We start from the raw sequence: 23,585 nt of genomic DNA on the forward strand, positions 1-23,585 counted from the left end.
TCCAGGAGAGTCCGAGTCGTTCGAAGGTTTTCTATTTGAAACGACCATGGTTCACACTTGGTAGAGGTTCACTTAATGAAAAAGTGGCATTATGGAAACAGGCGATCCAGGAACCGCGCGCGATCATGCCGAGGTTGCAGCCCCGCGCGCCGGCGCCGACGTGCCAGACCAGACAGGACAGACATGAACCCGAAACCCGGTCGCGACGAATTGCGAAGCGCAAGACAGCAAAGCCGCTCCCTGTACTGGATCGTGGGTGTTTTCAGCTTTTTCGCCAATCTCCTGATGCTGACAGGTCCGATCTACATGTTGCAGGTCTACGACCGCGTTCTTGGCAGCCGGTCGGAAGAGACCTTGGTCGCCCTGTCGTTGCTTGTCGCGTTTCTGTATGGGGTCATGGGCCTTCTGGACTATTCCCGAGGCCGGATCATGGCCCGTGTCGGGGCGCGTTTTCAGGCGGCGCTGGATCGCCGGGTTTTCGATGCGATGGTGCGCCGGTCGGCGGTGGCGTCGGATGCCTCGGCCCAGACCGGACTGGCCGATCTCGAAGCCGTGCAGCGACTGATCTCGTCGCCGGTTCTGATGGCCGTGTTCGATCTGCCCTGGACGCCGATCTTTCTGGCGGGAATCATCCTGTTTCACCCCTGGTTGGGCATGTTGGCGCTTGGCGGCGGTGCGCTGCTGGTCCTGATCACGTTTCTGAACCAGATGTTTTCCAGAACGCCCTTGTTGCAGGCCAACGTCGCATCGCATCGTGCCTCGCTTCTGTCCGAAGAAATCCGAAACGAAGCCGAGATGATCCAGAGCATGGGAATGCGCGGCGCGGCCTTCGAACACTGGGCGCAGGCCCGCGAGACATCGTTGAGCGAAAGCATCTCTGCCAATGACGTCGGGGGGACCTTTTCCTCTGCGACCAAGACCCTCAGGCTTTTCCTGCAATCGGCGATGCTGGGATTGGGGGCCTATCTGGTCTTGCAGAATGAAGTGACCGCAGGCGCGATGATCGCCGCCTCGATCCTTCTGGGCCGGGCTCTTGCCCCGATAGAACTGGCCATCGGACAGTGGCCGCTGGTGCAGCGGGCGAACAAGGGGTGGAACAGTCTCGCGGAACTGTTGGAAAAAGTCCCGCCGGAACCGCGGCGGACGGAACTGCCCAAACCGAGGGCCAAGCTCGACGTGCAGTCACTGACCATCGTGCCGCCCGGCGATACGCGGGCGTCGTTGAAGACCGTGAGCTTCAAGGTCGAACCCGGACAAGCCGTCGGTGTCATCGGGCCGTCGGGGTCCGGAAAATCGACGCTGGCGCGCGCCCTTACCGGCGTCTGGCGTCCCGCCGGCGGCGTGATCCGGCTCGATGGGGCGTCGCTGGATCAATATGCGTCGGACGTTCTGGGTCAGCATATCGGGTATCTTCCGCAACGGGTGCAGCTGTTCGGCGGGACCATCGCGTCCAACATCGCCCGGCTCAGCGGACAGCCGGACAGCGAAAAGGTCGTGATCGCCGCCAAGAAGGCGGCCGCTCACGATATGATCGTCAATCTGCCGAACGGGTATGACACCCAGGTCAGCGCCGGGGGCGGCCGGCTGTCCGGCGGCCAGATGCAGAGAATCGCCCTGGCCCGCGCATTGTATGACGACCCGGTCATCGTCATTCTGGACGAACCCAACTCCAACCTGGACAACGATGGTTCGCTTGCGTTGAACCGTGCGATCAGCGACCTGAAGGCCGCCGGAAAATCGGTCCTGATCATGGCGCACAGGCCGGCGGCGATCCAGGAATGCGATACGCTTCTGGTTCTGGACAACGGGGTGCGCACGGCCTTCGGCCCCAAGGACCAGGTGCTGCGCGACATGGTGGCGAACCACGAGCAATTGCGGAAATCCGCCGGCATGGGGGGTGTCCGATGAGCGATTCCCGGTGGTCTGCCCGAAAACCCGTCCTGTTGGGGCTGTTCGGTCTTCTGTTGCTGGTGGGCGGGTTCGGAACCTGGTCGGTGATTTCCAACATTGCCGGTGCCGTGATCGCCTCCGGCCGGATCGAGGTCGACCGCAACCGTCAGGTCGTTCAGCATCCCGACGGTGGGGTCGTGTCCGAAATCATGGTGGACGAAGGCGATTCCGTCGCATTGGGGCAGGTCCTGATCCGTCTGGACGCGACGTTGCTCCAGTCCCAGCTTCTGATCACCGAGGGCCAGCTTTTCGAACTGATCGCCCGGCGCGGCCGGCTTGAGGCGGAACGCGACAGCGCCACCGGGATCACGTTCGAAGAAGAACTCCTGAATGCGGCGGCAAAACGGCCGGAAGTTGCGGATCTGATCGAAGGCCAGCAGCGCCTGTTCGAGGCCCGCAAGGAATCAACGGCGCGCGAAACCGAGCAGCTGGAGAAACGGCGCGGCCAGATTTCAAACCAGATCGAGGGGATCACGGCGCAGCAGGCGTCGATGCGGCGCCAGATCGACCTGATCGGCAAGGAACTGGCGAACCAGCAGTCCCTGCTGGACCGGGGACTCGCGCAGGCGGGGACGGTTCTGAATCTGGAACGCGCCGCCGCGGATCTGGACGGGTCGCTGGGCGAACTCATCGCCAGCCAGGCGCAGGCCGAAGGGCGGATAACCGAAATCGACATCGAAATCCTGAAACTCGGAACCAGCCAGCGTGAAGAGGCGATCACCCGTCTGCGCGATCTTCAGTATCGTGAACTGGAACTGGCCGAACAGCGCCGATCGCTGATCGACCGGCTGGATCGTCTGGATATCACCGCGCCGGTATCGGGGATCGTCTATGGATTGCAGGTGCATGCGCCCCGATCGGTTATCCGGCCGGCGGACCCGGTCTTGTATCTCGTTCCCCAGGATCGCCCGCTGGTCATCGCGGCCAAGGTCGAACCCACCGACATCGACAAGATATTCGTCGATCAGTCCGTGACACTGAGGTTCTCGGCCTTTGACCAGCGCCAGACCCCTGAACTTTTCGGGACAGTCAAGCAGGTGTCCGCGGACGCCTTCGAAGAAGCCAACAGCCCCGTATCCTACTACAGGGTGGAAATCGAGCTGAACGAGGGCGAGAGGGACAGGCTGCCCGAAGGAACGGTGCTGATTCCGGGGATGCCTGTCGAAACCTTCATCCGGACGGATGACCGGTCTCCGATGGCCTATCTGGTGAAGCCGCTGGCGGATTACTTCACCAAGGCGTTCCGGGAATCCTGAGTTCGGGCTTTTCGCCCGGTGGGAACAGGAGTAGCGTCCGCCGCGAAGCACCAGCAGAAGAGGACTCCCAGATGAGCATTGAAAACAGATTGTCCCAATTGGGCGTTACGCTTCCGGATGCCCCGGCGCCGGCCGCCAACTACGTTCCCTACGTGCAATCCGGCGATCTGGTGTTCGTGTCCGGGCAGATCAGCAACGACGAGAACGGTCTGATCCTCGGCAAGCTCGGCGCCACGATGGACGTCGCGGAAGGGGCCGCAGCCGCTCGTCGCTGCGCCATCAACCTTCTGGCGCAGGTGAAGGCGGCCTGCGGCGGCGACCTCGACCGGCTTGAGCGGGTGATCAAGCTGACCGGGTTCGTCAATTCGACCGCGGATTTCACCGACCAGCCCAAGGTGATCAACGGCGCTTCCGATTTCCTGGTCGAAGCGCTGGGCGACGCCGGCCGGCATTCGCGCTCTGCGGTTTCCGCAGCGGCGCTGCCCCTGGGGGTCGCTGTCGAAATCGAAGGCATTTTCCAGATCCGATGACGCCGCGGTTGCACCCGGACTTTCTGACGATTCCGATCGCGCATCGCGCGCTTCACGACGTGACCGAAGGACGCCCGGAAAACAGCCGGGCGGCGGTGTGCGCCGCGATCGACCATGGCTATGGCATCGAGATCGATCTTCAACTGACGGCGGACGGGCAGGCGGTGGTGTTCCACGACTATGACCTGTCCCGGTTGACCGACGCCAAGGGGCCGCTGCGGCAACGAACCGCCGCCGAAGCGGCCGGGATCAGGTTGAAGAACGGCGACGGAGAAACCATTCCTCGCCTGTCCGAGATACTCGATCTGGTGCGGGGCGCGGTCCCTCTCCTGATTGAAATCAAGGATCAGGATGGCGGCATGGGGCCTGACGTGGGGCCGCTGGAACAGGCGACGGCACAGGCGCTTGCTGGTTACGATGGGCCGGTCGCGGTGATGTCGTTCAACCCCTACAGCGTGGCAAGACTGGCGGACCTTGCTCCGGCGGTGCCGCGGGGTCTCGTGACCGAAGGATACGATCCGGCGGATTGGCCGCTGCCGGCGGAAACCTGTGCCCGCCTGCGCGACATACCGGATTTCGACGCCTGCAAGGCCGCGTTTGTCAGCCATGACAAGACCGACCTGGCGCGTCCCCGTGTCCAGCAGTTGCGCGCGGATGGGGTGCCGGTCCTGTGCTGGACGATCCGGTCGCCACAGGAAGAAACCGCCGCGCGCGAATTCGCCGACAACGTGACCTTCGAAGGGTATCTGGCCAGGCATCCGTCTTGATCGCATGGGTTTTGAACCCAGATAGAGACCTGTCGCGGGGGTGGAATGGATCAGGCGCAGATCGAAATTCAGGTGATCGCAAGCCTGTCGCAGGTCGCGCAACAGGATTGGGACAGCTGTGCCTGTCCGGAAACTGCGGATGGCGGGCGGCCTCATGACCCGTTCACGACCTATCGCTTTCTGTCGGCCTTGGAAAACAGCGGCTCCGTCGGGCGCGGCACCGGATGGCAGCCGCAATATCTGACGGCCTATCTTGACGGGCAGTTGATTGCCTGCGCGCCGATGTATGCGAAATCGCATTCGCAGGGTGAATACATCTTCGATCACAATTGGGCGCATGCCTATGAACGGGCAGGCGGTCGGTATTATCCGAAACTCCAGATCGCGGTGCCGCATACGCCGGCGACCGGACGGCGGTTTCTGGTCCGCCCCGGCTACGAGGAAATCGGCCAATCCGCGCTGGTCCAGGGCGCGGTGCAACTGGCGGCGGACAATCACATCTCCTCACTGCATGTGACCTTCTGCACGGCTGGCGAAGCCGACGCCGCGCGGCAGATGGGGCTCATGAGCCGAACGACCCAGCAGTTCCACTGGTTGAATGACGGTTATTCCGATTTCGACTCCTTCCTGGCAACGCTGTCCTCGCGAAAGCGCAAGAATATCCGCAAGGAGAGGGCGCAGGCGAATGCCTTTGGCGGGTCGATCCATGTCCTGAGCGGCGATGACATCAAACCCGAACATTGGGATGCGTTCTGGGTGTTCTATCAGGACACCGGGTCGCGGAAATGGGGGTCGCCTTACCTGACCCGGCAGTTTTTCGACGAGGCCCAGAAGACTCTGCGGGACGATCTGATTCTGGTCCTGGCGGAACGCGACGGACGCTGGGTGGCGGGCGCGCTGAACGTCGTCGGACGCGGGACGCTTTTCGGCCGCTACTGGGGGTGCATCGAACATCATCCCTGCCTGCACTTCGAACTGTGCTATTATCGCGCCATCGACATCGCAATCGCCGGCGGCTTTGACCGGGTCGAAGCGGGCGCACAGGGAGAACACAAGCTGGCACGCGGCTATCTGCCATCCCGGACCCATAGTGTGCATTGGGTCGGGGACGAAGGATTCGCCGATGCGATACGGCGCTATCTGGACGCAGAACGCGATGCGGTGGAAGAAGAAATTGGGATTCTGACCGAATATGGTCCGTTCAAGAAGATGAAAGTGGAGGAACGGGAATGACCGAGAAACTGTCGGACGAGGCCCGGGGGCCGCTGCTGGATCCTTTGCTCAAGGCCGGCTGGGCGATGGACAGCCGCCGCGATGCGATTACCAAGACCTTCGAGTTCAAGAATTTCGTCGATGCGTTCGGATGGATGACCCGCGTCGCCATCTGGGCGGAAAAATGGGACCACCATCCCGAATGGAACAATGTCTACAAAACGGTCACGGTGATCCTGACGACACATGATGTGGGCGGGCTGAGCGCGCTGGACGCGAAGCTGGCGCGAAAGATGGACAGCCTGGTCTGACGCGGCCTATCTGCGTCCGACTCCGGTCGCGTAGGCCATGTTGGCCGTCTGGAACATCCGGGCGAATTCCGCTTCGGTGACGTAACCGCCGCGAAGGTCGATGTCGCGCGGGGCCCGGACCGGGAATTTCCCGGCCACGGAGACGGACCTGTTCATGCTGTCGAACCGCAGGCAGCGGTTGTTCCAGCAGTTCCTGCCGTCGATCAGCTGAATCTCGGTCACGCCCGAAGCACCGGTCCGCGACGGGTTGCTCGGAACCGAACAGGCCGCAACGAGCAGAAGGATCGGCAAGAAGCGAAACCTGGTCATTGTGGACTCCGGCAGTCGGTGGTTCGGTTCAGCGATCTGCGCCGCCGTGTCCCGGCGGCGCGTTTCGGTCGGTGCCGCGAACGGGTCTTTCCCGTTTGCGAACAATCGGGAAAGACCCCGGTCACATGGCAGCCAGCAGAGCTTCGCCACCCGAGACTTCGCAGACGCCCGGCGATTCCTCCTGGTTGAGAACGCTGACGGTTCCGTCTTCGACCAGCATGGCATAGCGTTTGGAACGCCCGACCAGCCCGGCCGGCGGGGCGTCGAAATCCATGCCGATGGCCTTGGTGAACGCGCTTTGCGGGTCCGACAGCATCGTGATCCCGGCTGCGGTTGCGCCAGTGGCGTCACCCCATGCTTTCATGACGAAGGGATCGTTCACCGAAATGCAGATGATTTCGTCCACGCCCTTGTCGTCGAACTGCGACTTCGTGCGCAAGAAACTCGGGACATGCGCGGAATGGCAGGTCGGGGTGAACGCGCCGGGAACGGCGAAAACCACGACCTTGCGGCCCTTGGTCTTGTCCGACAGCGCCACCGGAGCCGGCCCTTCGTCGCCCATCTGGACCAGAGTAGCCTCTGGCAGCTTGTCTCCTTTGGAAATTGTCATGCTGTCTCCCTTTCGTTGCGATGTGTTTGCCGTTGCAGCGCATATAGGATTAATGGTCATCGGAGCAATTCTTGCAAGGGCACTGAGGAAAGATGAGCCATATTGTCGTGATCGGGGCGGGGCAGGCCGGGGCATCCCTGGTCGCGATGCTGCGCAAGGACGGATTCGACGGCGAGATTACCCTGATCGGCGCCGAACCTGTCGTTCCCTACCAGCGCCCGCCGCTGAGCAAGGCTTACCTGCTGGGCGAAATGGCGGTCGAACGGCTGTATCTGCGGCCCGAGAAATTCTATGCGAACCAGAACATCGCCCTGCGCCTCGGTCAGCCTGTGACGGCGATCGATCCGGTCGGGAAAACGGTGACGGTTGCCGGCGACGTGATCCGGTATGACCAGTTGGCGCTGACGACCGGATCGCAGCCGCATCGCCTTCCGGCAGCGATTGGTGGCGACCTGGAAGGCGTGTTTGTCGTGCGCACGCTGGCCGATGTCGATGCGATGGCGGCGTCGGTGACGGAGGGTGCGCGCGCCCTGATCGTCGGTGGCGGCTATATCGGGCTGGAAGCGGCGGCGGTGGCCGCCAAACGCGGCGTCGCCGTGACGCTGGTGGAAATGGCGGACCGCATCCTGCAACGGGTCGCCTGCCCCGAGACGAGCGCCTTTTTTCGTGATCTGCACCGGGATCACGGTGTCGACATCCGCGAAGGAGTCGGGCTTGAACGCCTGGCAGGATCGGATGGCCGCGTGACCGGGGCGGTTCTTGCGGATGGCACCACGCTGGATGTGGATTTCGTCATTGTCGGCGTCGGTATCTTTCCGTCCACCGACCTTGCGGAACGGGCCGGGCTGGCGCTGAACAACGGAATTGAAGTCGACGATTTCGGGCGAACCTCCGATCCGGAGATCTGGGCGGCTGGCGACTGCGCCTGTTTTCCACATGATGGCGGGCGGCTTCGGTTGGAAAGCGTCCCGAACGCAATCGACCAGGCGGAATGCGTGGCCCGAAACATGCTGGGGGCGCAGGAACGATACATCCCCAGGCCGTGGTTCTGGTCGGATCAGTATGACGTGAAGCTGCAAATCGCGGGTTTGAACACCGGCTACGACCGGATCGTCACGAGGACGGGCGACAAGGGCGCGGTGTCATTCTGGTATTTCAAGGGGGACAAGCTCCTGGCGGTGGACGCGATGAACGACCCGCGGGCCTACCTGATCGGAAAACGCCTGATCGACGCGGGAAGAACGGCTGATCCCGAAGCGATTGCCGATCCCGAAACCGATCTGAAGGCGCTGCTGGCCTCGTGAGAATCATCGCCGGAAACCTGCGCGGGCGCGTGCTGGCCAGCGTCGGCAAGGGCGATGCGGCGGCGCATCTGCGGCCGACCGCCGACCGGGTGCGCGAAAGCCTGTTCAACGTCCTTGTGCATCGGCACGACCTGGACGGAGCGCGGGTTCTGGATCTGTTCGCGGGAACCGGGGCGCTGGGTCTTGAGGCCCTGTCGCGCGGCGCGGCGCATGTCACCTTCGTGGATGACGGCCGCGCGGCCTGCCGGTTGATACGCAAGAACATCGAATTGACGGCGAGCGGCGGAGAGACGGCCCTGTTGCAGGACGATGCCACCCGTCTCGGCGCTTGCGCCGTTGCGCCGTTCGATCTGGTGTTCCTCGATCCGCCCTACGGCAAGGGTCTGGGCCAACTGGCGCTGGCCGCGGCAACCGCCGGCGGCTGGATCGCGCCGGACGCGCTGATCGTTTGGGAAGAGAACGTCCCGATGCCGCCCCCGGCCGGATTCACCGGACTGGACAGCCGCCGCTATGGGGACACCCATGTCACGCTGCTGCGCCATCACGGCGAAGGCTGAGTTCCGTAGGATCTCGTGGTAAGATCCCGGCCCATGATCGACGTGCAGAAACTTCCTCTGTGGCACCGGGTCCGGTCAGACCCGTCGCAGGGTGCCACGCGCTCCGCTCCCCGCCGGCGCAATGCGCCGGTGTTCATTCACGACGCGGTAACGCCGCTGCGCAATGAAACCATTCTTCTGAAGATGCTGCGCGATCAGGCGGCAACGGATGATGATCAATCGTAGGTGGGATGAAACCGCCCGGATGGCGACAGGGTAAAGATTTCGACCCCATCCGACGTGACCCCCACCGAATGTTCGAACTGCGCGGACAACGATTTGTCCCGCGTCACCGCCGTCCAATCGTCGGAAAGCGTCTTGGTTTCCGGCCGCCCCAGGTTGACCATCGGTTCAATCGTGAAAAACATGCCCTCTTCCAGAACCGCGCCCGTGCCTGGTTTGCCGTAGTGCAGTACGTTGGGCGGCGCGTGAAAGACGCGGCCCAGGCCGTGACCGCAGAAGTCGCGGACGACGCTCATCCGGTGCGCTTCGACATAGGACTGGATCGCATGGCCGATGTCTCCGAAGGTCTTGCCCGGCCGGACGGTTTCGATCCCCTTCATCAGGGCGTCGTGCGTCACCTGTATCAACCGTTCCGCCTTGCGGGGCAGTTTTCCGGCGACATACATCCGGCTCGTGTCACCGAACCAGCCATCCAGAATCACCGTCACGTCGATGTTCAGGATATCGCCGTCCTTCAGTGTCTTGCTGCTGGGAATCCCGTGGCAGACCACGTGATTGACGGAAATGCAGCTGGCGTGCTGATAGCCCTTGTACCCGATCGTCGCCGATTTCGCCCCGGCGGCTTCGACCAGGTCGGTGATCGTCCTGTCGATCGCTTCGGTTGTCTGGCCGACGGCGACTTCCGACGCTATTTCGTCCAGGATACGGGCCGCCAGGGCGCCCGCAGCATGCATTCCGGCGAAATCCGCCCGATCGTAGATTCGAATGCCATCCTTGGTGAGACGACCGCGAAGTTCGTTGTTCAATGGTGACTCCATTTCGTTCCCGTCGATCCCTATTTAATGCGCTTGTCGCAAAAGAACCAGAGGTTGTCAGAACGCTGTTGCGACCGGCTTTCCGACATCGATGGCTTCGGTCGAAATCCGGGTTCCGTAGCACAGGGTTTCGACCCCTTTTTCCGTCGCGGCGCGAAAGGCGCGCGCGTAAGCGGGGTCAATGTCGCGCGCCAGGTCGAACCGGGTGCAATCCGTGCGCTGGACCAGGTACAGCATGATGGCGCGATGCCCGGCCTGAGCCATTTCGGCCAGTTCGTCCAGATGTTTGGCGCCGCGCGCCGTGACCGAATCGGGAAACTCGGCGAGCCCGGCCTGCCGGCTGAGGGTGACGCTTTTGACTTCCACGTAGGCGTCCGGAAGACCGGACTGCGACAGAAGGAAATCGATCCGGCTGGACCGGCCGTATTTCACTTCGGCCCGCAGGGTTTCATAGGTGGCCAGTTCGGGGATCCGCCGATCCTGCAACGCGGCCTTGAGCGCGCGGTTCGGAACCGAGGTATCGACGCCGGTGAAGTCGCCGTTCTCGTGGTCCACCAGGCGCCAGCCGAAACCGAGCTTCCGGCGCGGGTCGTCGTTCGGTTCCAGCCAGATCTTCGTTCCCGGTTCGGCAAGACCGGACATCGAACCGGGGTTCGCGCAATGGGCCGTGATTTCGCGGCCGTCCTCCAGCCGGCAGTCGGCGAGAAACCGTTTGTAGCGGCGGATCAGCCGGGCGGGAACAAGAGGGGTTTCAAAACGCATGACGCGGGGATTATACCTGCGACACGATCCATTCAAGGGAGGCACGTCATGGCCAATCCGACCGCCGCCATGCTGGTCATCGGCGACGAGATCCTGTCAGGCCGCACACGGGATGCGAACATGCATTTCCTTGCCGGAGAGCTGACGAAGCACGGGATCGACCTGAAGGAGGTGCGGATCGTCAGCGATGACCGTCCCGCGATCGTCGCCGCGGTCAAGGCATTGTCGGATGCACATGACACCGTGTTCACGAGCGGCGGAATCGGCCCGACGCATGATGATATCACCGCCGACTGCATCGCCGCCGCCTTCGACGCGGCCATCGACATCCGGGACGATGCGCGCGCGATCCTGCAGGCGCATTACGACAAGACCGGCCTGGAACTGAACGCCGCCCGCCTGCGGATGGCGCGGATACCGGAAGGCGCGACGCTGATCGACAATCCGGTGTCGATGGCGCCGGGATTCACCATCGGCAATGTGCATGTCATGGCCGGCGTGCCGTCGGTTTTCCAGGCCATGGTCGCCAGCGTCCTGCCGACCCTGACCGGCGGCGCGCCGCTGTTGTCCCAGACCCTGCGCGTTTTTCGCGGCGAGGGCGATATCGCCGAGTTGCTCTCGCAACTGGCGGACCGGTTCTCGGACCTGTCGATAGGGTGTTACCCGTTCCAGAAAGAGGGTGCTTTCGGCGCCAACATCGTGATCCGCGGGTCCGATGGCGCACGTGTCGATGCGGCCATGACCGAGTTGGCGAAAGAGTTGGACACGTGAGCATAGAACGGCATTCGTGGTTCGAGGCGATCGACGGGACCTGGCCCGCCGCTCGCTATGACAGGCTTGGCCCCTGGATGATCCGCTGCGGCCGGTGCGGCGGCAACCGGGTCTCGGCGGCGTCGCTCGCTGCCGCTGGCGCCGCTTCGACGGATGCGGATATCGACAGGGCCGAGGCCGCGATGCAGGACATGGGTCAGCCGCGGATCTTCATGATCCGTCCCGGCGAAACCGATCTTGACCGGCAGCTTGAAATCCGGGGCTACGCGATCAAGGACCCGGTGACGATCTATGCCTGCGACCCGCAGCACCTGATGACGGAACAGATTCCGCGGGTGACGGTCTTCAGCATCTGGGAACCCTTGGCGATCATGCGGGAAATCTGGGCGTCCGGGGGGATTGGCCCGGAACGGCTGGCCGTCATGGAACGCGCCGCGGGTCCCAAGACCGGGTTCCTCGCGCGTCATCGGGACAAACCGGCGGGCGTCGCATTCGCCGCCATCCACGACCGGGTGGCGATGGTGCATGCGGTCGAGATCCTGGCGCACCAGCGCCGGGCCGGGATGGGCCGATGGATCATGCGCGCCGCTGCGTTCTGGGCGGCCGAAAACCAGGCCGATACCCTTGCCGTTATGTGCACGGTCCAGAATGTCGCCGCGAATGCGCTCTACGCTTCCCTCGGGATGCAGGCTGTGGGACAGTATCATTATCGCCACTTGCCAGACGGAGCCTGAAGCCGAATGACCGACAAGTCCCGCCCCACCTCGCTCGATCTTCCGATGGTGGATCCCTTGCCCGAAGCGACCCGGAAGTATTTCGACATCTGCATGGAAAAGCTGGGAATGGTCCCGAATGTGTTGAAAGCGAACGCGTTCGACATCGACAAGCTGAACGCCTTCACCGGCATGTACAACGACCTGATGTTGGCGGACAGCGGGCTGAGCAAGCTGGAACGCGAGATGATCGCGGTCGTCGTTTCGTCCATCAACCGCTGTTTTTACTGTCTCGTCGCCCATGGCGCGGCGGTGCGGCAATTGTCCGGCGACCCGATCCTCGGAGAGATGCTGGTGATGAACTATCGCGTTGCGCCGCTGGATGCGCGCCAGCGCGGGATGCTCGATTTCGCCGCCAAGATGACGACCGCCAGCGCGACCATCGACGAGGCCGACCGGCAGGGCCTGCGTGATCTCGGGTTCAGCGACCGCGACATCTGGGACATCGCGAATGTCGCCGGGTTCTTCAATATGACCAACCGCGTCGCCAGCGCCACGGCGATGCATCCCAACGACGAGTATCACGCGCAATTCAGATGATCCCGCGCCTTGCCCTTGTCGGCCTGTGTCTTGGTCCGCCTGTTCCTGTCCTCGCCGCCGATGGGCTGACCATGCCGGACGGGGCCCGTCAGCTGGCCGAGCGTGTCAGCGCGCTGGACAGCTACGATTTGCCGGTCGGCGGGTTTTCCGGGGGCGCGATCCCGATCCGCAGGTTCGAAGGCCGGGTCGATCGGCAGACATGGCGGATCGACGGCGGCAGCAAGACGACGCTCCAGGTCTTGTCGCCGCTGCGCGATCAGATCGTCGCGGATGGGTATGACCTGCTGTTTCAATGCGAGGACAGGGTCTGTGGCGGGTTCGATTTTCGCTTCGGAACCGAGGTCGTCCCGGCCCCGGACATGCATGTGGACATCCGGAACTACCGCTTCGTTTCGGCGATGCGCGGCCCGGACGAGGCCTTGAGCCTGCTTGTCAGCCGAAGCCGCAACGGCGCCTATGTGCAGATTATCCGGGTCTCTCCGCCGGTCGAAGACGCCGAGACGGTCGCGGTGCCGACTGCCGAGGATTCCGGGCGTGATGGCCCCGCAGACCTGCCGGACCTGGCCGCCGAACTGGTGGCAGAGGGCCATGTGGTGTTGTCCGATCTTGATTTCTCGACCGGCGAGACCGTGTTGGGGGCGGGGCCGTTTGCCTCGGTCGAACAACTGGCGGCATACCTGCGCGATACCCCCGATCAGCGGATCGCGCTTGTCGGCCACACCGACAGCACCGGGTCGCTCGATGCCAATGTGTTGTTGTCAAAACGCCGTGCAGAGGCGGTGAAAGACCGGCTCGTTTCCGGCTATGGGCTGGCGGAGGGCCGGATCGACGCCGAAGGCATGGGATATCTGGCCCCGGTGGCGTCCAACCTGACGGAACAGGGGCGCACCGCGAACCGCCGTGTCGAAGCGATCCTGCTGTCCACGCGCTGACGCAGGCATGCAAAACCGCCATGATGCGGAGGTCGCGTTCCGGATGATCACCAGTCTTTCGGGCCTTTCTCGGCAAAGGCCCGAACCAGGAAATCGATGAACGCCCGGACCTTGGGTTGGGTGAACCGGCCGGGCGGATAAACCGCGTAGATACCCTGGATTTCGGCGGGAAGCGACGGCATCGCGTCTTCGACCAATCCCTTTTCCAGCGCATGCGCGTAAAGAAAGCTTGGGAGATAGGCGATCCCCAGCCCTGCGATGGCCGCGTTGAGAAGGGATTGGCCGTCATTCACGCTGAGCCAGCCCGCCGTGCGGACCTGCCGTTTCTCGCCGGACGGGGCGGTCAGTTTCCAGACATTTCCGCTGGATTGGTTCGAATAGTGCAGCAGCTTGTGCGCGTTCAGATCGTCGATCTTCTGCGGCCGGCCGTATTTCTCGAAATAGGACGGCGCGGCGATCATGCGTTTTTCGGTTTCGGTCAGCTTGCGGGCGCGCAGGGTGCTGTCCTCCAGTTCGCCGATGCGCACGGCCAGGTCGAATCCTTCGGAAATCAGTTCGACATAGCGGTTGTTCAGCACCATGTTGACGGTGATATCGGGAAAATCGACCAGAAAATCGCTGAGCACCGGGGACAGGTGGTTGACGCCGAAATCGGTGGCGACGCTGATGCGCAACAGGCCCGACGGCGCCGATTGCATCGAGGTCACGAGCGCGTCGGCCTCGCCCGCGTCGTTGAGGACGCGCCGGGCGCGATCGTAATAGGCGAGTCCGATTTCGGTCGGGCTGACGCGCCGGGTCGTGCGGTTCAGAAGGCGCGCGCCCAGACGTGCTTCGAGACTGGACACATGCTTGGAAACGGCGGATTTCGAGATACCCATCTTCTTGGCCGCATCCGTGAAGCCGCCCTGGTCCACCACATTGGCGAAGGCTTCCATTTCGGTCAGTCGGTCCATGCTCTTTCCTCGGGTGGGCTGATGCGTCAGCCCCCATCTATCCGGAAAATCTGGGCAAGAACGCGGCGGCCTTGGGATAATATCGCGGTTTTGTCGCGGATCGTCTGCGAATCCTGAACCATTCAAGCACGAAGGACAGGACGGGTCCGTTGGCGGGCGGGCACCGATAGAGGCTTTATTCCGGATCCGATCTGACGCAGGGTGCAAGGCGCACTATCTGTTTTTCATCAAGTCTGACCCAAGGAGTTGCCATGAAGCCCCTGTTGATCGCCGCCGTCGTTGCCGTGCTGGGCATGCCTCTCCTGGCCGGGGGCGAAACGCCGGCCAACCCGGATGCCCGCGCCTATTTCGTCAACCTCAAGGATGGCGATACCGTCTCTTCGCCGCTGACAATCGTGTTCGGCCTGACCGGCATGGGCGTCGCTCCCGCCGGGTCGGAAAAGGAGATGACGGGCCATCATCACCTGCTGATCAACCGTGCCCCGTTCGGCGAGGGTGACGCAGGCGCGGACGAACTTTCCAGCGGCCTGCCGTCGGACGAGAACCACATGCATTTCGGCGGCGGCCAGACAGAGGTGACGCTGGACCTGCCGCCGGGAACTCACACGCTGCAACTGGTGCTTGGCGATGCCGGGCACGTGGCGCATGCCACGCCGATTGTATCCGAGGTGATAACGATTACAGTCAAGTAGAACGGCCTGCGTTTCGGGCAGGCCGTCCCATCGGCAGCAGGAGGCAAGATCGTGATCGCAGTCATTTTCGAGGTTCAGCCCGCCCAGGGGCGCAAGGAAGAATATCTCGATATCGCCGCCAAGATGCGCCCGCTTGTCGAAGAGGTGGACGGCTTCATCTCGGTCGAGCGGTTCCAGAGCCTGACAAATCCCGACAAGCTGCTGTCATTGTCGCTGTTTCGCGACGAAGAAGCCGTTCAGAACTGGCGGCGGCTGGCCGAGCACCGCGCGGCGCAGGCAAAGGGGCGCGGCGGCGTGTTCAGCGACTACCGGCTGCGGGTGGCGCATGTGATCCGCGACTACGGCATGTTCGACAGGGCCGGGGCCCCGTCGGACAGCATCGCCGCGCATGATAGCTAGAGACTGGCGGCCAGTCTCGTGCCCTGATCGATCGCCCGCTTGGCGTCCAGTTCCGCGGCCACATCGGCGCCCCCGATGACATGCGGGGTCACGCCCCTGGCGATCAATGCGTCGGCCAGCGTGCGTTCCGGGAGCTGCCCGGCGCAGAGCACGATGGTGTCCGCTTCGATCAGTGTCGGGTTTTCCCGCGCCTCGCCGAAGGACACCATCAACCCGCCGCCTTCGATGCTTTCGTAATTCACGCCGCCGACGAATTTCACATCCTTCATCTTCAGCGCGGCTCGGTGAATCCAGCCGGTGGTCTTGCCCAGACCCTTACCGTGCTTGCTGGCCTTGCGCTGCAACAGGGTGATGTCGCGCGCCGACGCATGCGGCTGCGGGCCTTCCGGCGCCAGCCCGCTGCGGTGTTCGGCCGGGTCCGTCACGCCCCATTCCTTCATCCAGAGGGGCAGGCTTTCCGTCGGGCTGGTGCCTTCATGCGCCAGATATTCCGAGACATCGAACCCGATGCCGCCGGCGCCGATCACCGCCACGCGCTTGCCGACCTTGGCCTTGTGCCTGAGAACGTCGATGTAATCCACGACGTTGGGCGCCCCCTGTCCTGGAATCTGTGGGTCGCGCGGGATCACGCCGGTGGCGATGACGACTTCGTCGAACCCGTCCAGATCGTCGGCGCCGACCTCGCGGTTCAGTTCGGTCGTGACATTCAGATCCGCGATCATCGTGCGATACCAATCGACCAGCCCCCAGAATTCTTCCTTGCCGGGGATCTGTTTCGCCATGTTGAGCTGTCCGCCGATCTCGCTCGCCCTGTCGAACAATGTGACGGCGTGGCCGCGTTGCGCCGCGGTGATCGCGGTGGACAGACCGGCGGGACCGGCGCCCACGATAGCGATTTTCTTGCTGTGCCCGGCCGGGGCGATCACCAGTTCGGTTTCATGGCACGCCATCGGATTGACAAGGCAGGAGGTCAGCTTGCCGCTGAAGGTGTGGTCGAGACAGGCCTGATTGCATGCGATGCAGGGAGCGATCCGGTCTCCCTTGCCCGCCGCCGCCTTGGCGACGAAATGCGGATCCGCCAGCATCGGGCGGGCCATCGACACCATGTCGGCGCAGCCCGTCGCCAGCACATCCTCGGCGACCTCGGCCGTGTTGATGCGGTTGGAGGTGATGACCGGGATACCGACCTTGCCCATCAGTTTCTTCGTGACCCAGGCAAAGGCGGCGCGGGGCACCGAGGTGGCGATGGTGGGGATGCGCGCCTCGTGCCAGCCGATGCCGGTGTTGATGATGGTGGCCCCGGCCTTTTCGATGTTCCGCGCCAGTTCGACGACCTCGTCGAAGGTCGATCCGTTGGGCACCAGGTCGATCATCGACAGGCGGTAGATGATGATGAAATCCGGGCCGCAGACCTCGCGGGTTCGGCGCACGACCTCGATCGGCAGGCGCATCCGGTTCTCGTAGGATCCGCCCCAGCGGTCCTCGCGCTTGTTGGTATGGGTGACGAGGAACTGGTTCAGGAAATAGCCTTCGGACCCCATGATCTCGACCCCGTCATAACCGGCTTCGCGGGCCTTGCGGGCGGCTTCGGCGATGTCGGCGATCTGTTTCTCGATCCCGGCCTCGTCCAGTTCGTTGGGCGGAAAAGGGGAGATGGGCGACTTGACCGGGCTGGGAGCGACGCATTTCGGCCCGTAGGCATAGCGCCCGGCATGCAAGATCTGCATGCAGATCTTGCCGCCCGCGTCATGCACGCGCTGGGTGACGACGCTGTGGTTGTCGATATCCTGCTGCGTGGTCATCATCGCGGCACCCGGCAGGACGGAGCCTTCGAGATTGGGGCCGATGCCGCCCGTGACCATCAGCGCCACATCGCCGCGCGCGCGTTCGGCATAGAATTCCGCGACCCTGTTCCAGTCGCGGGTCTCTTCCAGCCCGGTATGCATGGACCCCATCAGAACGCGGTTTTTCAGTTTGGTGAAACCCAGGTCGAGCGGTGCCAGAAGGTGCGGATAATCAGCCATCAGAATCTCCTTTTGTGCGCACAGAAATACCCCGGTCGCAGAACATGTCACGACAAACGCGGCGTCACGGGCTTGCGCGGCCGGTCAGCCTTGCTAGACAGGGACGATCCACAAGGAGCCTTGCCGATGACCCCGGAAGAGATCGCGAAACTGCCCTATCGCCGTTGCGTCGGTGTCATGCTGATGAACGCCGAGGGCGAGGTGTTCGTGGGACAGCGCAACGACCGGCACCACGAGGCCTGGCAAATGCCGCAGGGCGGGGTGGACAAGGGGGAAGATCCGCGTCAGGCGGCGCTGCGCGAGCTTCGGGAAGAAACCGGCGTCACCCCCGACCTGGTCGAGATCGTTGCCGAATCCGACGACTGGCTGCCATACGACCTGCCCCACGACATCGTGCCGAACATCTGGAAGGGCCGTTTTCGCGGGCAGGAACAGAAATGGTTCCTGATGCGGTTTCTGGGACGGGACGATCAGGTGAAGATCGACACCGAACATCCGGAATTCACCACCTGGAAATGGCAGGCCGTGGATCAGTTGGTGGACCGGATCGTGCCCTTCAAACGGCAGGTTTACGAACAGGTTCTCAAAGTCTTTTCGGCGCACCTGGGGTAAGGTCGCCGAAGGCAGGGCCTTCTCGGGTCCGCAAACGCCGCAAGGGCGCCTTGGCTGATTGGTGTGGGGGTTCGCGCCGTCACGCCTTGCTCCAAAGCGGGCGGACGACGGAAATTCGTGCTATGATGGGGTTTTTCGAGGGGGAATTTCCGATGTCAAATGGCCTTATCATTGTCGTTGTCGTTATTGCTGGTGTGGTGATTTTTCTCATTTTCGATGCTTTCGGGCGATGGATCGCGTCGCTGGGCGGAGCCTGCGTTCTGAAAAAGTCGATGATCCTCAAGGATGCCTGCGTCGGGGGCTGTCTGCCCGGACAACGCTGTGTCGCGCTCACGACCCGGCCGTATTTCCTGTTCGGCACCCAGGCCGCGACCTGTGGATGCGTGCCTGTCGGGACCGGCGGCACGCCGGTCACGCCTCCGCCCGGACTTCCGCCTTTGCCGCCCGGCCCGACGCCGAGTTCCGGCGGAAGCGGTGGCGGTAGCACGGCAAGCGACGACTGACGCCGACGCTAGTCGAAGATCGGAATGTGGCGTCCGGAGTCGCGCGGGAGTTTGCCGGTGAGACGCGGATCGTCGGCGATTTCGACCTGCTGCCGGATCGGCACGAAACCGCTGCGCCGGTAGAATGGCAGGGCCGCCGGGCTGTCCAGGGTGCAGGTGTGCACGGTGAAGCGCCTGATCGGGCGCGACCAGGCGCGGGCGATCGCATGGTTCATCATGAACCGTCCCGCCCCGGCGCCGATCAGGTCGGGGGTCACACCGAAAAAGGCCAGTTCGCAGGTGTCCCGGTCGCGGAAGTCCAGTTCCACCAGGCCGGCGGAATGATCGCCGGCCATCAGTGCGTAAAGTTCGACTTCGGGCGCGTTCAGGATCGCCGACAATTCGGCGTCGTTCATGTTCAGCCGTGAGAACCACAGCCAGTCCTGCCCGCCAACCCGCTGGAAAAGGTCGCGATACCAGTCGAGATCGGGGGTGGCGACCCGATCCAGCGTTATGCTTTCCGGTTCGGGCACCGGGCGCGGCGCGGCCTGTGCGGTCATTTCCAGGTGGGTCACGACCGTCGCGACCTTGCCGGGGGGCACATCGTGAAAACCGTCCGCCAGCATGGGGTCAGACCAGCCCGCGGTCGCGCAACAGGTGCAACACGTCGGTTTCCGGGCGCGGCCCGATATGGGAGATGACCTCGCTCGCGCAGACGCAGCCGATGCGGGCGCAGGTTTCCAGATCGCGCCCCTGTGCAAGCCCAAACAGGAACCCGGCGGCGAACTGGTCGCCGGCGCCGGTCGCGTCGACCGGAACGATCCTGTCCACCGGGACGTCGATCCGCGAGGTGCCCTCCATCACCGAAACGCCATCGCCGGAGCGGGTGCAGACCACGAGCGGGCAGAGCGCGGCGGTCATCATCAGCGCGTCATCCAGGTGGTCGGTTTCGAACAGCGACTGGATTTCGGCCTCGTTGCCAATGACGAAATCCAGGTCGTGCTGGATCAGCGAGATGAAATCCGAACGGTGGCGGTCGACGCAGAACGGATCCGATATGGCGATGCCGGTCTTGCCGCCGCCGGCGCGGGTGGCGCGGGCGGCTTCGCGAAAGGCGGTCTTTCCCGCGTCGTGATCGAACAGGTAGCCTTCGAGGAACATGATCTTCGCGTTGCCGGACACATTGTCCGGCACGTCGGCGGACGTCAGCCCGGTGGAAATGCCAAGATAGGTGTTCATCGACCGTTCGCCATCGGGCGAGACGAAGATCATCGAGCGCGAGGTCGGGTCGGATCCGTTCGCGACCGGAGGGTTGACGAAATCGATGCCGACTTCGTTCATCGCATCGGCATAGAACCGTCCCAGAGCGTCGTCGCGCACCCGTCCGATGAACGCGGTGTCGAGACCCAGCGCCCCCGCGCCGGCGATGGTGTTGGCGACCGAACCGCCCGGTGTCTGCACCCGGCCGTCCATCGCGCCGTAAAGCTGTTCGGCGCGCTCGCGCTCGATCAGCTGCATGATGCCTTTTTCGATGCCCATATGCGCCAGGAAACTGTCGTCCGACTGGGTGATGACATCGACGACGGCATTGCCGATCCCGACCAGATCGTAGGTTTTCATTCGGTCTTGTCCTCGTATTGGCACAGATCGCGGATGATGCAGGTCGGGCACATGGGCTTGCGCGCCTTGCAGTGATAGCGTCCGTGCAGGATCATCCAGTGATGCGCGTGCTGCTGGAAATCGGCGGGAATGTTGTCTTCGATGGCGCGTTCCACGGCTTCCACATCCTTGCCCGGTGCGACGCCCGAACGGTTGCCGAACCGGAAGATGTGGGTGTCGACCGCCTGCGCGGGCATGTGCCACCACATATTCAGCACCACATTGGCGGTCTTGCGCCCGACGCCCGGCAGCGATTGCAGCGCGGCGCGTGAATTGGGCACCTCGCCGCCGTAGTCGTCGACGAGAATCCGGCTCATCTTCATGACGTTCTTCGCCTTCTGGCGGTAGAGTCCGATGGTCTTGATGTGCTCGGTCAGCCCGTCAATCCCGAGCTCGAGCATCTTCTGCGGCGTGTCGGCGATCTGAAACAGGGCGCGGGTGGCCTTGTTCACGCCTGCGTCCGTGGCTTGTGCGGACAGGGCCACGGCGACGACCAGCGTATAGGCGTTCACATGCTCAAGCTCGCCCTTCGGTTCGGGGTCCGCGGCATGAAACCGGGTAAAGATCTCGCGGATCGTGTGATAGTCGAGTTGTTTGGCCATGCCCGCCTTAATGCCGCGCCGGGCGTGGGGCTGCAACGGGAAAGGCGGGATTCGGTTTGACTCCGCGTTGCTATCTCCGCTCCAGCAACTGATCCTTCATCTCTAGGAACTCTGCCTCCGAAATGTGCCCATCGTCGCGCAGCTTTCCCCATTTCAGAAGTTCGTCGGCAACAGACTGGCCGGTTCGAAACTTTCGGACCTTCAAGCGTGACGGCGTATTCGAACTACTGCGCACCGTCTTGACGCTTGAACGGAACACCCCATGCCCATTGATCCAATCGTTATGTGCAGACAGTGGCTCCAGAAACAGAGCTTTCTGCGCCACCATCAAAGCCAACGCCGAAAGCGCCAGGATACCGAAGACAATGGCCTGTTCGAGATCGTCACTATAGTATTCCTCTGTGGCATAGCAGTAAGTGAAATAGGCCGTTGCAAGGAACGTGAGTGCGAAAAGCAACTGCGCATATCCGTCAATGACCCGCGATGCGAACGCGATGAAACCACAATCCTTCTTTCGGTCGGCCATGACCAAACCGAAGATCAGCATGATCATTGGAATGATGCCGAAAATGGCAATCGAATAAGCAAGAAGCAGAAGGAAGAAGACGAACAAACGCCCGTAGGCGTTGCTGGAAATCGGGGACATGCTGGTTCCTACTCGTTTTTTCGGATTCAGCACCATGAAAATGGCAGCAATGCGCCAATCACGGGGCAATCGCCGAAGCCGCCAAGAATCTTTGGCAACGAGTGACCCGTCCACTAACCGCAGCTTTCGGGTCGCGGCGGCGGCGCAGGGCGCTTATTCTCCTTCCGTAGACGGAGGCCAGAACCATGAACATGCAAACCACCGAAGACGGCTATCATTTCCACGTCATTCGCCGCGCGATCGAACTGATTGACCAGGGCGGCGAAGGGCTGACGCTGGAACAACTCGCGGCGCAGATGGACATGAGCCCGGCGCATTTCCAGCGGCTGTTTTCCCGCTGGGTCGGCGTGTCGCCGAAACGCTACCAGCAATACCTGACGCTGGGCCACGCCAAGACCCTTTTGCGGGAACAGTTCACCACGCTGGAGGCAAGCCACGGAGTTGGCCTGTCCGGTGGCGGGCGTCTGCACGACCTCTTTCTGCGGTGGGAGGCGATGAGTCCCGGCGAATTCGCCCGCAAGGGCGCGGGACTCACGATCTACTGGGGCTGGTTTGACAGCCCGTTCGGTCCGGCCCTGGTGATGGGCACCGACAAGGGTATCTGCGGCATCGGATTTGCCGCCGAGACCGGCGAAGAGGCGACGATGGAGGATCTGCTGTCGCGCTGGCCGCTGGCCGATTTCGTCGAGGATCCGACGATGTTGCGGCCTTGGGTTCTGGCGGCCTTCGGGGCCGAAAGCGCCGATCTCGGCAAGACGCCGCTTTTCCTGATCGGCGCGCCTTTCCAGATCAAGGTCTGGGAAGCCCTGCTCACAATCCCGTCGGGCCAGGTGACGACCTATTCCGAAATCGCCGAGGCGATCGGCAGTCCCCGCGCGGTTCGGGCCGTCGGCACCGCGGTCGGGCGCAATCCGGTCAGTTGGCTCATTCCCTGCCACCGGGCGTTGCGAAAATCGGGCGGTCTTGGCGGATACCACTGGGGCTTGCCGGTCAAACGCGCGATGCTGGCATATGAAACGGCGCGGGCGGGTGGGCTGTCCTGAACTGGACCGGCGGCGTCCGACGCCGGAAAATGGGCGACCTTTCGCCGAAAATGGCGAATTTCCGGCTTGAGCGAACCCGTGCGGGATGTGCTATGCTCCGGGCAACCGCCTCCGATCAACGGGGGCCGAGCAGAAGGCCGATCACCATGACATTCAAGATCACCGTTTCCGCGGCACTTTCCGCCATGCTGGTGCTGGGGGCATGCAACAATCCGGCAAACATGACCATGAACAACGACCCCAACGCCAAGGCAAAGCAGGGGGCGCTGCTCGGGGCCGCCGTGGGCGCGGGGCTGTCCGCCGCCACCGGCGGCGAAGGCGCCAACATCCTGCTCGGGGCCGCCGCCGGCGCCGCCGCGGGCGGGATCGTCGGCAACCAGCTGGACAAGCAGGCCGCCGAATTGCGGTCAGAACTGGCCAACGACGGGATCACCATCACCAACGCCGGGGATCGCCTGATCGTGTCCCTGCCGCAGGACATCACCTTCGATACCGACAGCGCCGCTGTCCGGTCGTCGCTGCGCGCCGATCTGGGCCGGGTCGCGAACAACCTGAACCGGTATCCCGATAGCAGCGTGCAGGTGATCGGCCATACGGACAACACCGGCGATGCGACCTATAACCTTGGCCTGTCCCTGCGCCGCGCGACCGCTGTTGGCGATATCCTGGCCGCCGACGGGGTCGCGGCAAGCCGTATCGCCACCGTCGGCCGGGGCGAAGAGCAGCCGCTGGCGTCGAACCTGACGGAAGAGGGTCGCGCCCGGAACCGCCGGGTCGAGATCGTCGTGATCCCGAGAAACGGGTAAAAATACTGGCAGCCTCCGGGTCCTGCCTCTAAGTGGTTGGGTGAAG

Annotated in this window: 29 protein-coding genes; 19 read left to right on the forward strand and 10 right to left on the reverse strand. The window is 63.2% G+C overall.

Annotated features, from left to right (window positions below; all coding sequences use genetic code 11):
• Nucleotides 1–183: 183 nt before the first annotated feature.
• The 6 genes from QO034_RS12895 to QO034_RS12920 all read left to right on the forward strand — a co-directional run bounded on the left by QO034_RS12895 (nt 184) and on the right by QO034_RS12920 (nt 6,026).
• Nucleotides 184–1,908 carry a type I secretion system permease/ATPase gene (locus tag QO034_RS12895; protein WP_284485951.1) on the forward strand — a complete coding sequence of 575 codons (1,725 nt, stop codon included), beginning with the start codon at nt 184–186 and terminating at the stop codon, nt 1,906–1,908.
• Nucleotides 1,905–3,206, forward strand: a complete 1,302-nt coding sequence (locus QO034_RS12900; protein ID WP_284485952.1) for an HlyD family type I secretion periplasmic adaptor subunit — start codon at nt 1,905–1,907, stop codon at nt 3,204–3,206. Before QO034_RS12895 ends, QO034_RS12900 begins: the two co-directional genes overlap by 4 nt.
• A 71-nt stretch (nt 3,207–3,277) precedes the next feature.
• Entirely contained in the window at nt 3,278–3,736 is a 459-nt protein-coding gene (locus QO034_RS12905) for a RidA family protein (protein ID WP_284485953.1), read from the forward strand.
• The gene (locus QO034_RS12910; protein ID WP_284485954.1) at nt 3,733–4,503 is read left to right on the forward strand and encodes a glycerophosphodiester phosphodiesterase family protein; all 771 of its coding nucleotides are present in this window, start codon (nt 3,733–3,735) and stop codon (nt 4,501–4,503) included. Before QO034_RS12905 ends, QO034_RS12910 begins: the two co-directional genes overlap by 4 nt.
• Before the next feature lie 45 nt (nt 4,504–4,548).
• On the forward strand, nt 4,549–5,736 hold the full coding sequence (locus QO034_RS12915) for a GNAT family N-acetyltransferase (RefSeq protein WP_284485955.1): 1,188 nt from the start codon (nt 4,549–4,551) through the stop codon (nt 5,734–5,736).
• Nucleotides 5,733–6,026: a 4a-hydroxytetrahydrobiopterin dehydratase gene (locus QO034_RS12920; protein ID WP_284485956.1), complete on the forward strand. Its 294-nt coding sequence runs from the start codon at nt 5,733–5,735 to the stop codon at nt 6,024–6,026. The genes QO034_RS12915 and QO034_RS12920 overlap by 4 nt, the downstream gene beginning before the upstream one ends.
• Nucleotides 6,027–6,032: 6 nt before the next feature.
• On the opposite strand, the gene QO034_RS12925 is transcribed toward QO034_RS12920, so the two are convergent.
• Nucleotides 6,033–6,335, reverse strand: a complete 303-nt coding sequence (locus QO034_RS12925; RefSeq protein WP_284485957.1) for a hypothetical protein — start codon at nt 6,333–6,335, stop codon at nt 6,033–6,035.
• A 121-nt stretch (nt 6,336–6,456) separates the two neighbouring features.
• Nucleotides 6,457–6,945 (reverse strand): peroxiredoxin, encoded by a 489-nt coding sequence (locus QO034_RS12930; protein ID WP_284485958.1) that lies wholly within the window; start codon nt 6,943–6,945, stop codon nt 6,457–6,459.
• A 92-nt stretch (nt 6,946–7,037) separates the two neighbouring features.
• Between QO034_RS12930 and QO034_RS12935 the strand changes: the two genes are divergently transcribed.
• Genes QO034_RS12935 through QO034_RS12945 form a run of 3 tightly spaced genes read left to right on the forward strand, consistent with a single transcriptional unit; the run spans nt 7,038 to nt 9,031 of the window.
• A complete protein-coding gene (locus QO034_RS12935) occupies nt 7,038–8,249 on the forward strand; it encodes an NAD(P)/FAD-dependent oxidoreductase (RefSeq protein ID WP_284485959.1) in 1,212 nt (403 codons plus the stop codon).
• Nucleotides 8,246–8,806 carry a 16S rRNA (guanine(966)-N(2))-methyltransferase RsmD gene (gene rsmD / locus QO034_RS12940; RefSeq protein WP_284485960.1) on the forward strand — a complete coding sequence of 187 codons (561 nt, stop codon included), beginning with the start codon at nt 8,246–8,248 and terminating at the stop codon, nt 8,804–8,806. The genes QO034_RS12935 and rsmD overlap by 4 nt, the downstream gene beginning before the upstream one ends.
• Nucleotides 8,807–8,839: 33 nt before the next feature.
• Nucleotides 8,840–9,031: a hypothetical protein gene (locus QO034_RS12945; RefSeq protein ID WP_284485961.1), complete on the forward strand. Its 192-nt coding sequence runs from the start codon at nt 8,840–8,842 to the stop codon at nt 9,029–9,031.
• Here the strand turns inward: QO034_RS12945 and map are convergent.
• Nucleotides 9,022–9,834: a type I methionyl aminopeptidase gene (map, locus tag QO034_RS12950; RefSeq protein WP_407696765.1), complete on the reverse strand. Its 813-nt coding sequence runs from the start codon at nt 9,832–9,834 to the stop codon at nt 9,022–9,024. The two genes, QO034_RS12945 and map, sit on opposite strands and share 10 nt — an antisense overlap.
• Nucleotides 9,835–9,900: 66 nt before the next feature.
• Nucleotides 9,901–10,605, reverse strand: a complete 705-nt coding sequence (gene sfsA, locus QO034_RS12955; protein WP_284485963.1) for a DNA/RNA nuclease SfsA — start codon at nt 10,603–10,605, stop codon at nt 9,901–9,903.
• A 48-nt stretch (nt 10,606–10,653) separates the two neighbouring features.
• Here sfsA and QO034_RS12960 point away from each other — a divergent pair, with 48 nt between their 5' ends.
• The 4 genes from QO034_RS12960 to QO034_RS12975 are packed head-to-tail and all read left to right on the forward strand — an operon-like array spanning nt 10,654 to nt 13,621.
• On the forward strand, nt 10,654–11,376 hold the full coding sequence (locus QO034_RS12960) for a competence/damage-inducible protein A (protein ID WP_284485964.1): 723 nt from the start codon (nt 10,654–10,656) through the stop codon (nt 11,374–11,376).
• On the forward strand, nt 11,373–12,110 hold the full coding sequence (locus QO034_RS12965; RefSeq protein ID WP_284485965.1) for a GNAT family N-acetyltransferase: 738 nt from the start codon (nt 11,373–11,375) through the stop codon (nt 12,108–12,110). The genes QO034_RS12960 and QO034_RS12965 overlap by 4 nt, the downstream gene beginning before the upstream one ends.
• A 6-nt stretch (nt 12,111–12,116) precedes the next feature.
• Nucleotides 12,117–12,689, forward strand: a complete 573-nt coding sequence (locus tag QO034_RS12970; protein ID WP_284485966.1) for a peroxidase-related enzyme — start codon at nt 12,117–12,119, stop codon at nt 12,687–12,689.
• Entirely contained in the window at nt 12,686–13,621 is a 936-nt protein-coding gene (locus QO034_RS12975; RefSeq protein ID WP_284485967.1) for an OmpA family protein, read from the forward strand. The genes QO034_RS12970 and QO034_RS12975 overlap by 4 nt, the downstream gene beginning before the upstream one ends.
• 47 nt (nt 13,622–13,668) lie before the next feature.
• On the opposite strand, the gene QO034_RS12980 is transcribed toward QO034_RS12975, so the two are convergent.
• Complete coding sequence (locus tag QO034_RS12980; protein ID WP_284485968.1) at nt 13,669–14,574, reverse strand: LysR family transcriptional regulator; 906 nt, start codon at nt 14,572–14,574, stop codon at nt 13,669–13,671.
• Between the two features lie 251 nt (nt 14,575–14,825).
• Between QO034_RS12980 and QO034_RS12985 the strand changes: the two genes are divergently transcribed.
• On the forward strand, nt 14,826–15,266 hold the full coding sequence (locus QO034_RS12985) for a DUF4399 domain-containing protein (protein ID WP_284485969.1): 441 nt from the start codon (nt 14,826–14,828) through the stop codon (nt 15,264–15,266).
• Nucleotides 15,267–15,317: 51 nt separating this feature from the next.
• Nucleotides 15,318–15,665 (forward strand): antibiotic biosynthesis monooxygenase family protein, encoded by a 348-nt coding sequence (locus QO034_RS12990; RefSeq protein ID WP_284485970.1) that lies wholly within the window; start codon nt 15,318–15,320, stop codon nt 15,663–15,665.
• Here the strand turns inward: QO034_RS12990 and QO034_RS12995 are convergent.
• A complete protein-coding gene (locus QO034_RS12995) occupies nt 15,662–17,689 on the reverse strand; it encodes an NADPH-dependent 2,4-dienoyl-CoA reductase (RefSeq protein WP_284485971.1) in 2,028 nt (675 codons plus the stop codon). The two genes, QO034_RS12990 and QO034_RS12995, sit on opposite strands and share 4 nt — an antisense overlap.
• 126 nt (nt 17,690–17,815) lie before the next feature.
• Between QO034_RS12995 and QO034_RS13000 the strand changes: the two genes are divergently transcribed.
• Together QO034_RS13000 and QO034_RS13005 are read left to right on the forward strand one after the other, a co-directional pair.
• On the forward strand, nt 17,816–18,301 hold the full coding sequence (locus QO034_RS13000) for an RNA pyrophosphohydrolase (RefSeq protein ID WP_284485972.1): 486 nt from the start codon (nt 17,816–17,818) through the stop codon (nt 18,299–18,301).
• Between the two features lie 152 nt (nt 18,302–18,453).
• Nucleotides 18,454–18,804 carry a hypothetical protein gene (locus QO034_RS13005; RefSeq protein ID WP_284485973.1) on the forward strand — a complete coding sequence of 117 codons (351 nt, stop codon included), beginning with the start codon at nt 18,454–18,456 and terminating at the stop codon, nt 18,802–18,804.
• An 8-nt stretch (nt 18,805–18,812) separates the two neighbouring features.
• Here QO034_RS13005 and QO034_RS13010 read toward each other — a convergent pair whose 3' ends face one another.
• The 4 genes from QO034_RS13010 to QO034_RS13025 form a co-directional block, all read right to left on the reverse strand.
• Complete coding sequence (locus QO034_RS13010; RefSeq protein WP_284485974.1) at nt 18,813–19,409, reverse strand: GNAT family N-acetyltransferase; 597 nt, start codon at nt 19,407–19,409, stop codon at nt 18,813–18,815.
• Nucleotides 19,410–19,413: 4 nt separating this feature from the next.
• Nucleotides 19,414–20,403, reverse strand: coding sequence for an adenosine kinase (locus QO034_RS13015; RefSeq protein ID WP_284485975.1), 990 nt, complete (start codon nt 20,401–20,403; stop codon nt 19,414–19,416).
• The gene (gene nth, locus QO034_RS13020) at nt 20,400–21,044 is read right to left on the reverse strand and encodes an endonuclease III (RefSeq protein WP_284485976.1); all 645 of its coding nucleotides are present in this window, start codon (nt 21,042–21,044) and stop codon (nt 20,400–20,402) included. The genes QO034_RS13015 and nth overlap by 4 nt, the downstream gene beginning before the upstream one ends.
• Before the next feature lie 70 nt (nt 21,045–21,114).
• Complete coding sequence (locus QO034_RS13025; protein WP_284485977.1) at nt 21,115–21,690, reverse strand: SHOCT domain-containing protein; 576 nt, start codon at nt 21,688–21,690, stop codon at nt 21,115–21,117.
• A 185-nt stretch (nt 21,691–21,875) separates the two neighbouring features.
• Between QO034_RS13025 and QO034_RS13030 the strand changes: the two genes are divergently transcribed.
• The gene (locus QO034_RS13030) at nt 21,876–22,733 is read left to right on the forward strand and encodes a bifunctional helix-turn-helix domain-containing protein/methylated-DNA--[protein]-cysteine S-methyltransferase (protein ID WP_284485978.1); all 858 of its coding nucleotides are present in this window, start codon (nt 21,876–21,878) and stop codon (nt 22,731–22,733) included.
• Nucleotides 22,734–22,879: 146 nt separating this feature from the next.
• The gene (locus QO034_RS13035; protein ID WP_284485979.1) at nt 22,880–23,539 is read left to right on the forward strand and encodes an OmpA family protein; all 660 of its coding nucleotides are present in this window, start codon (nt 22,880–22,882) and stop codon (nt 23,537–23,539) included.
• Nucleotides 23,540–23,585 lie beyond the last annotated feature (46 nt).

This window comes from Sedimentitalea xiamensis (genome assembly GCF_030164465.1).
GTDB classification, from domain to species: domain Bacteria; phylum Pseudomonadota; class Alphaproteobacteria; order Rhodobacterales; family Rhodobacteraceae; genus Sedimentitalea; species Sedimentitalea xiamensis.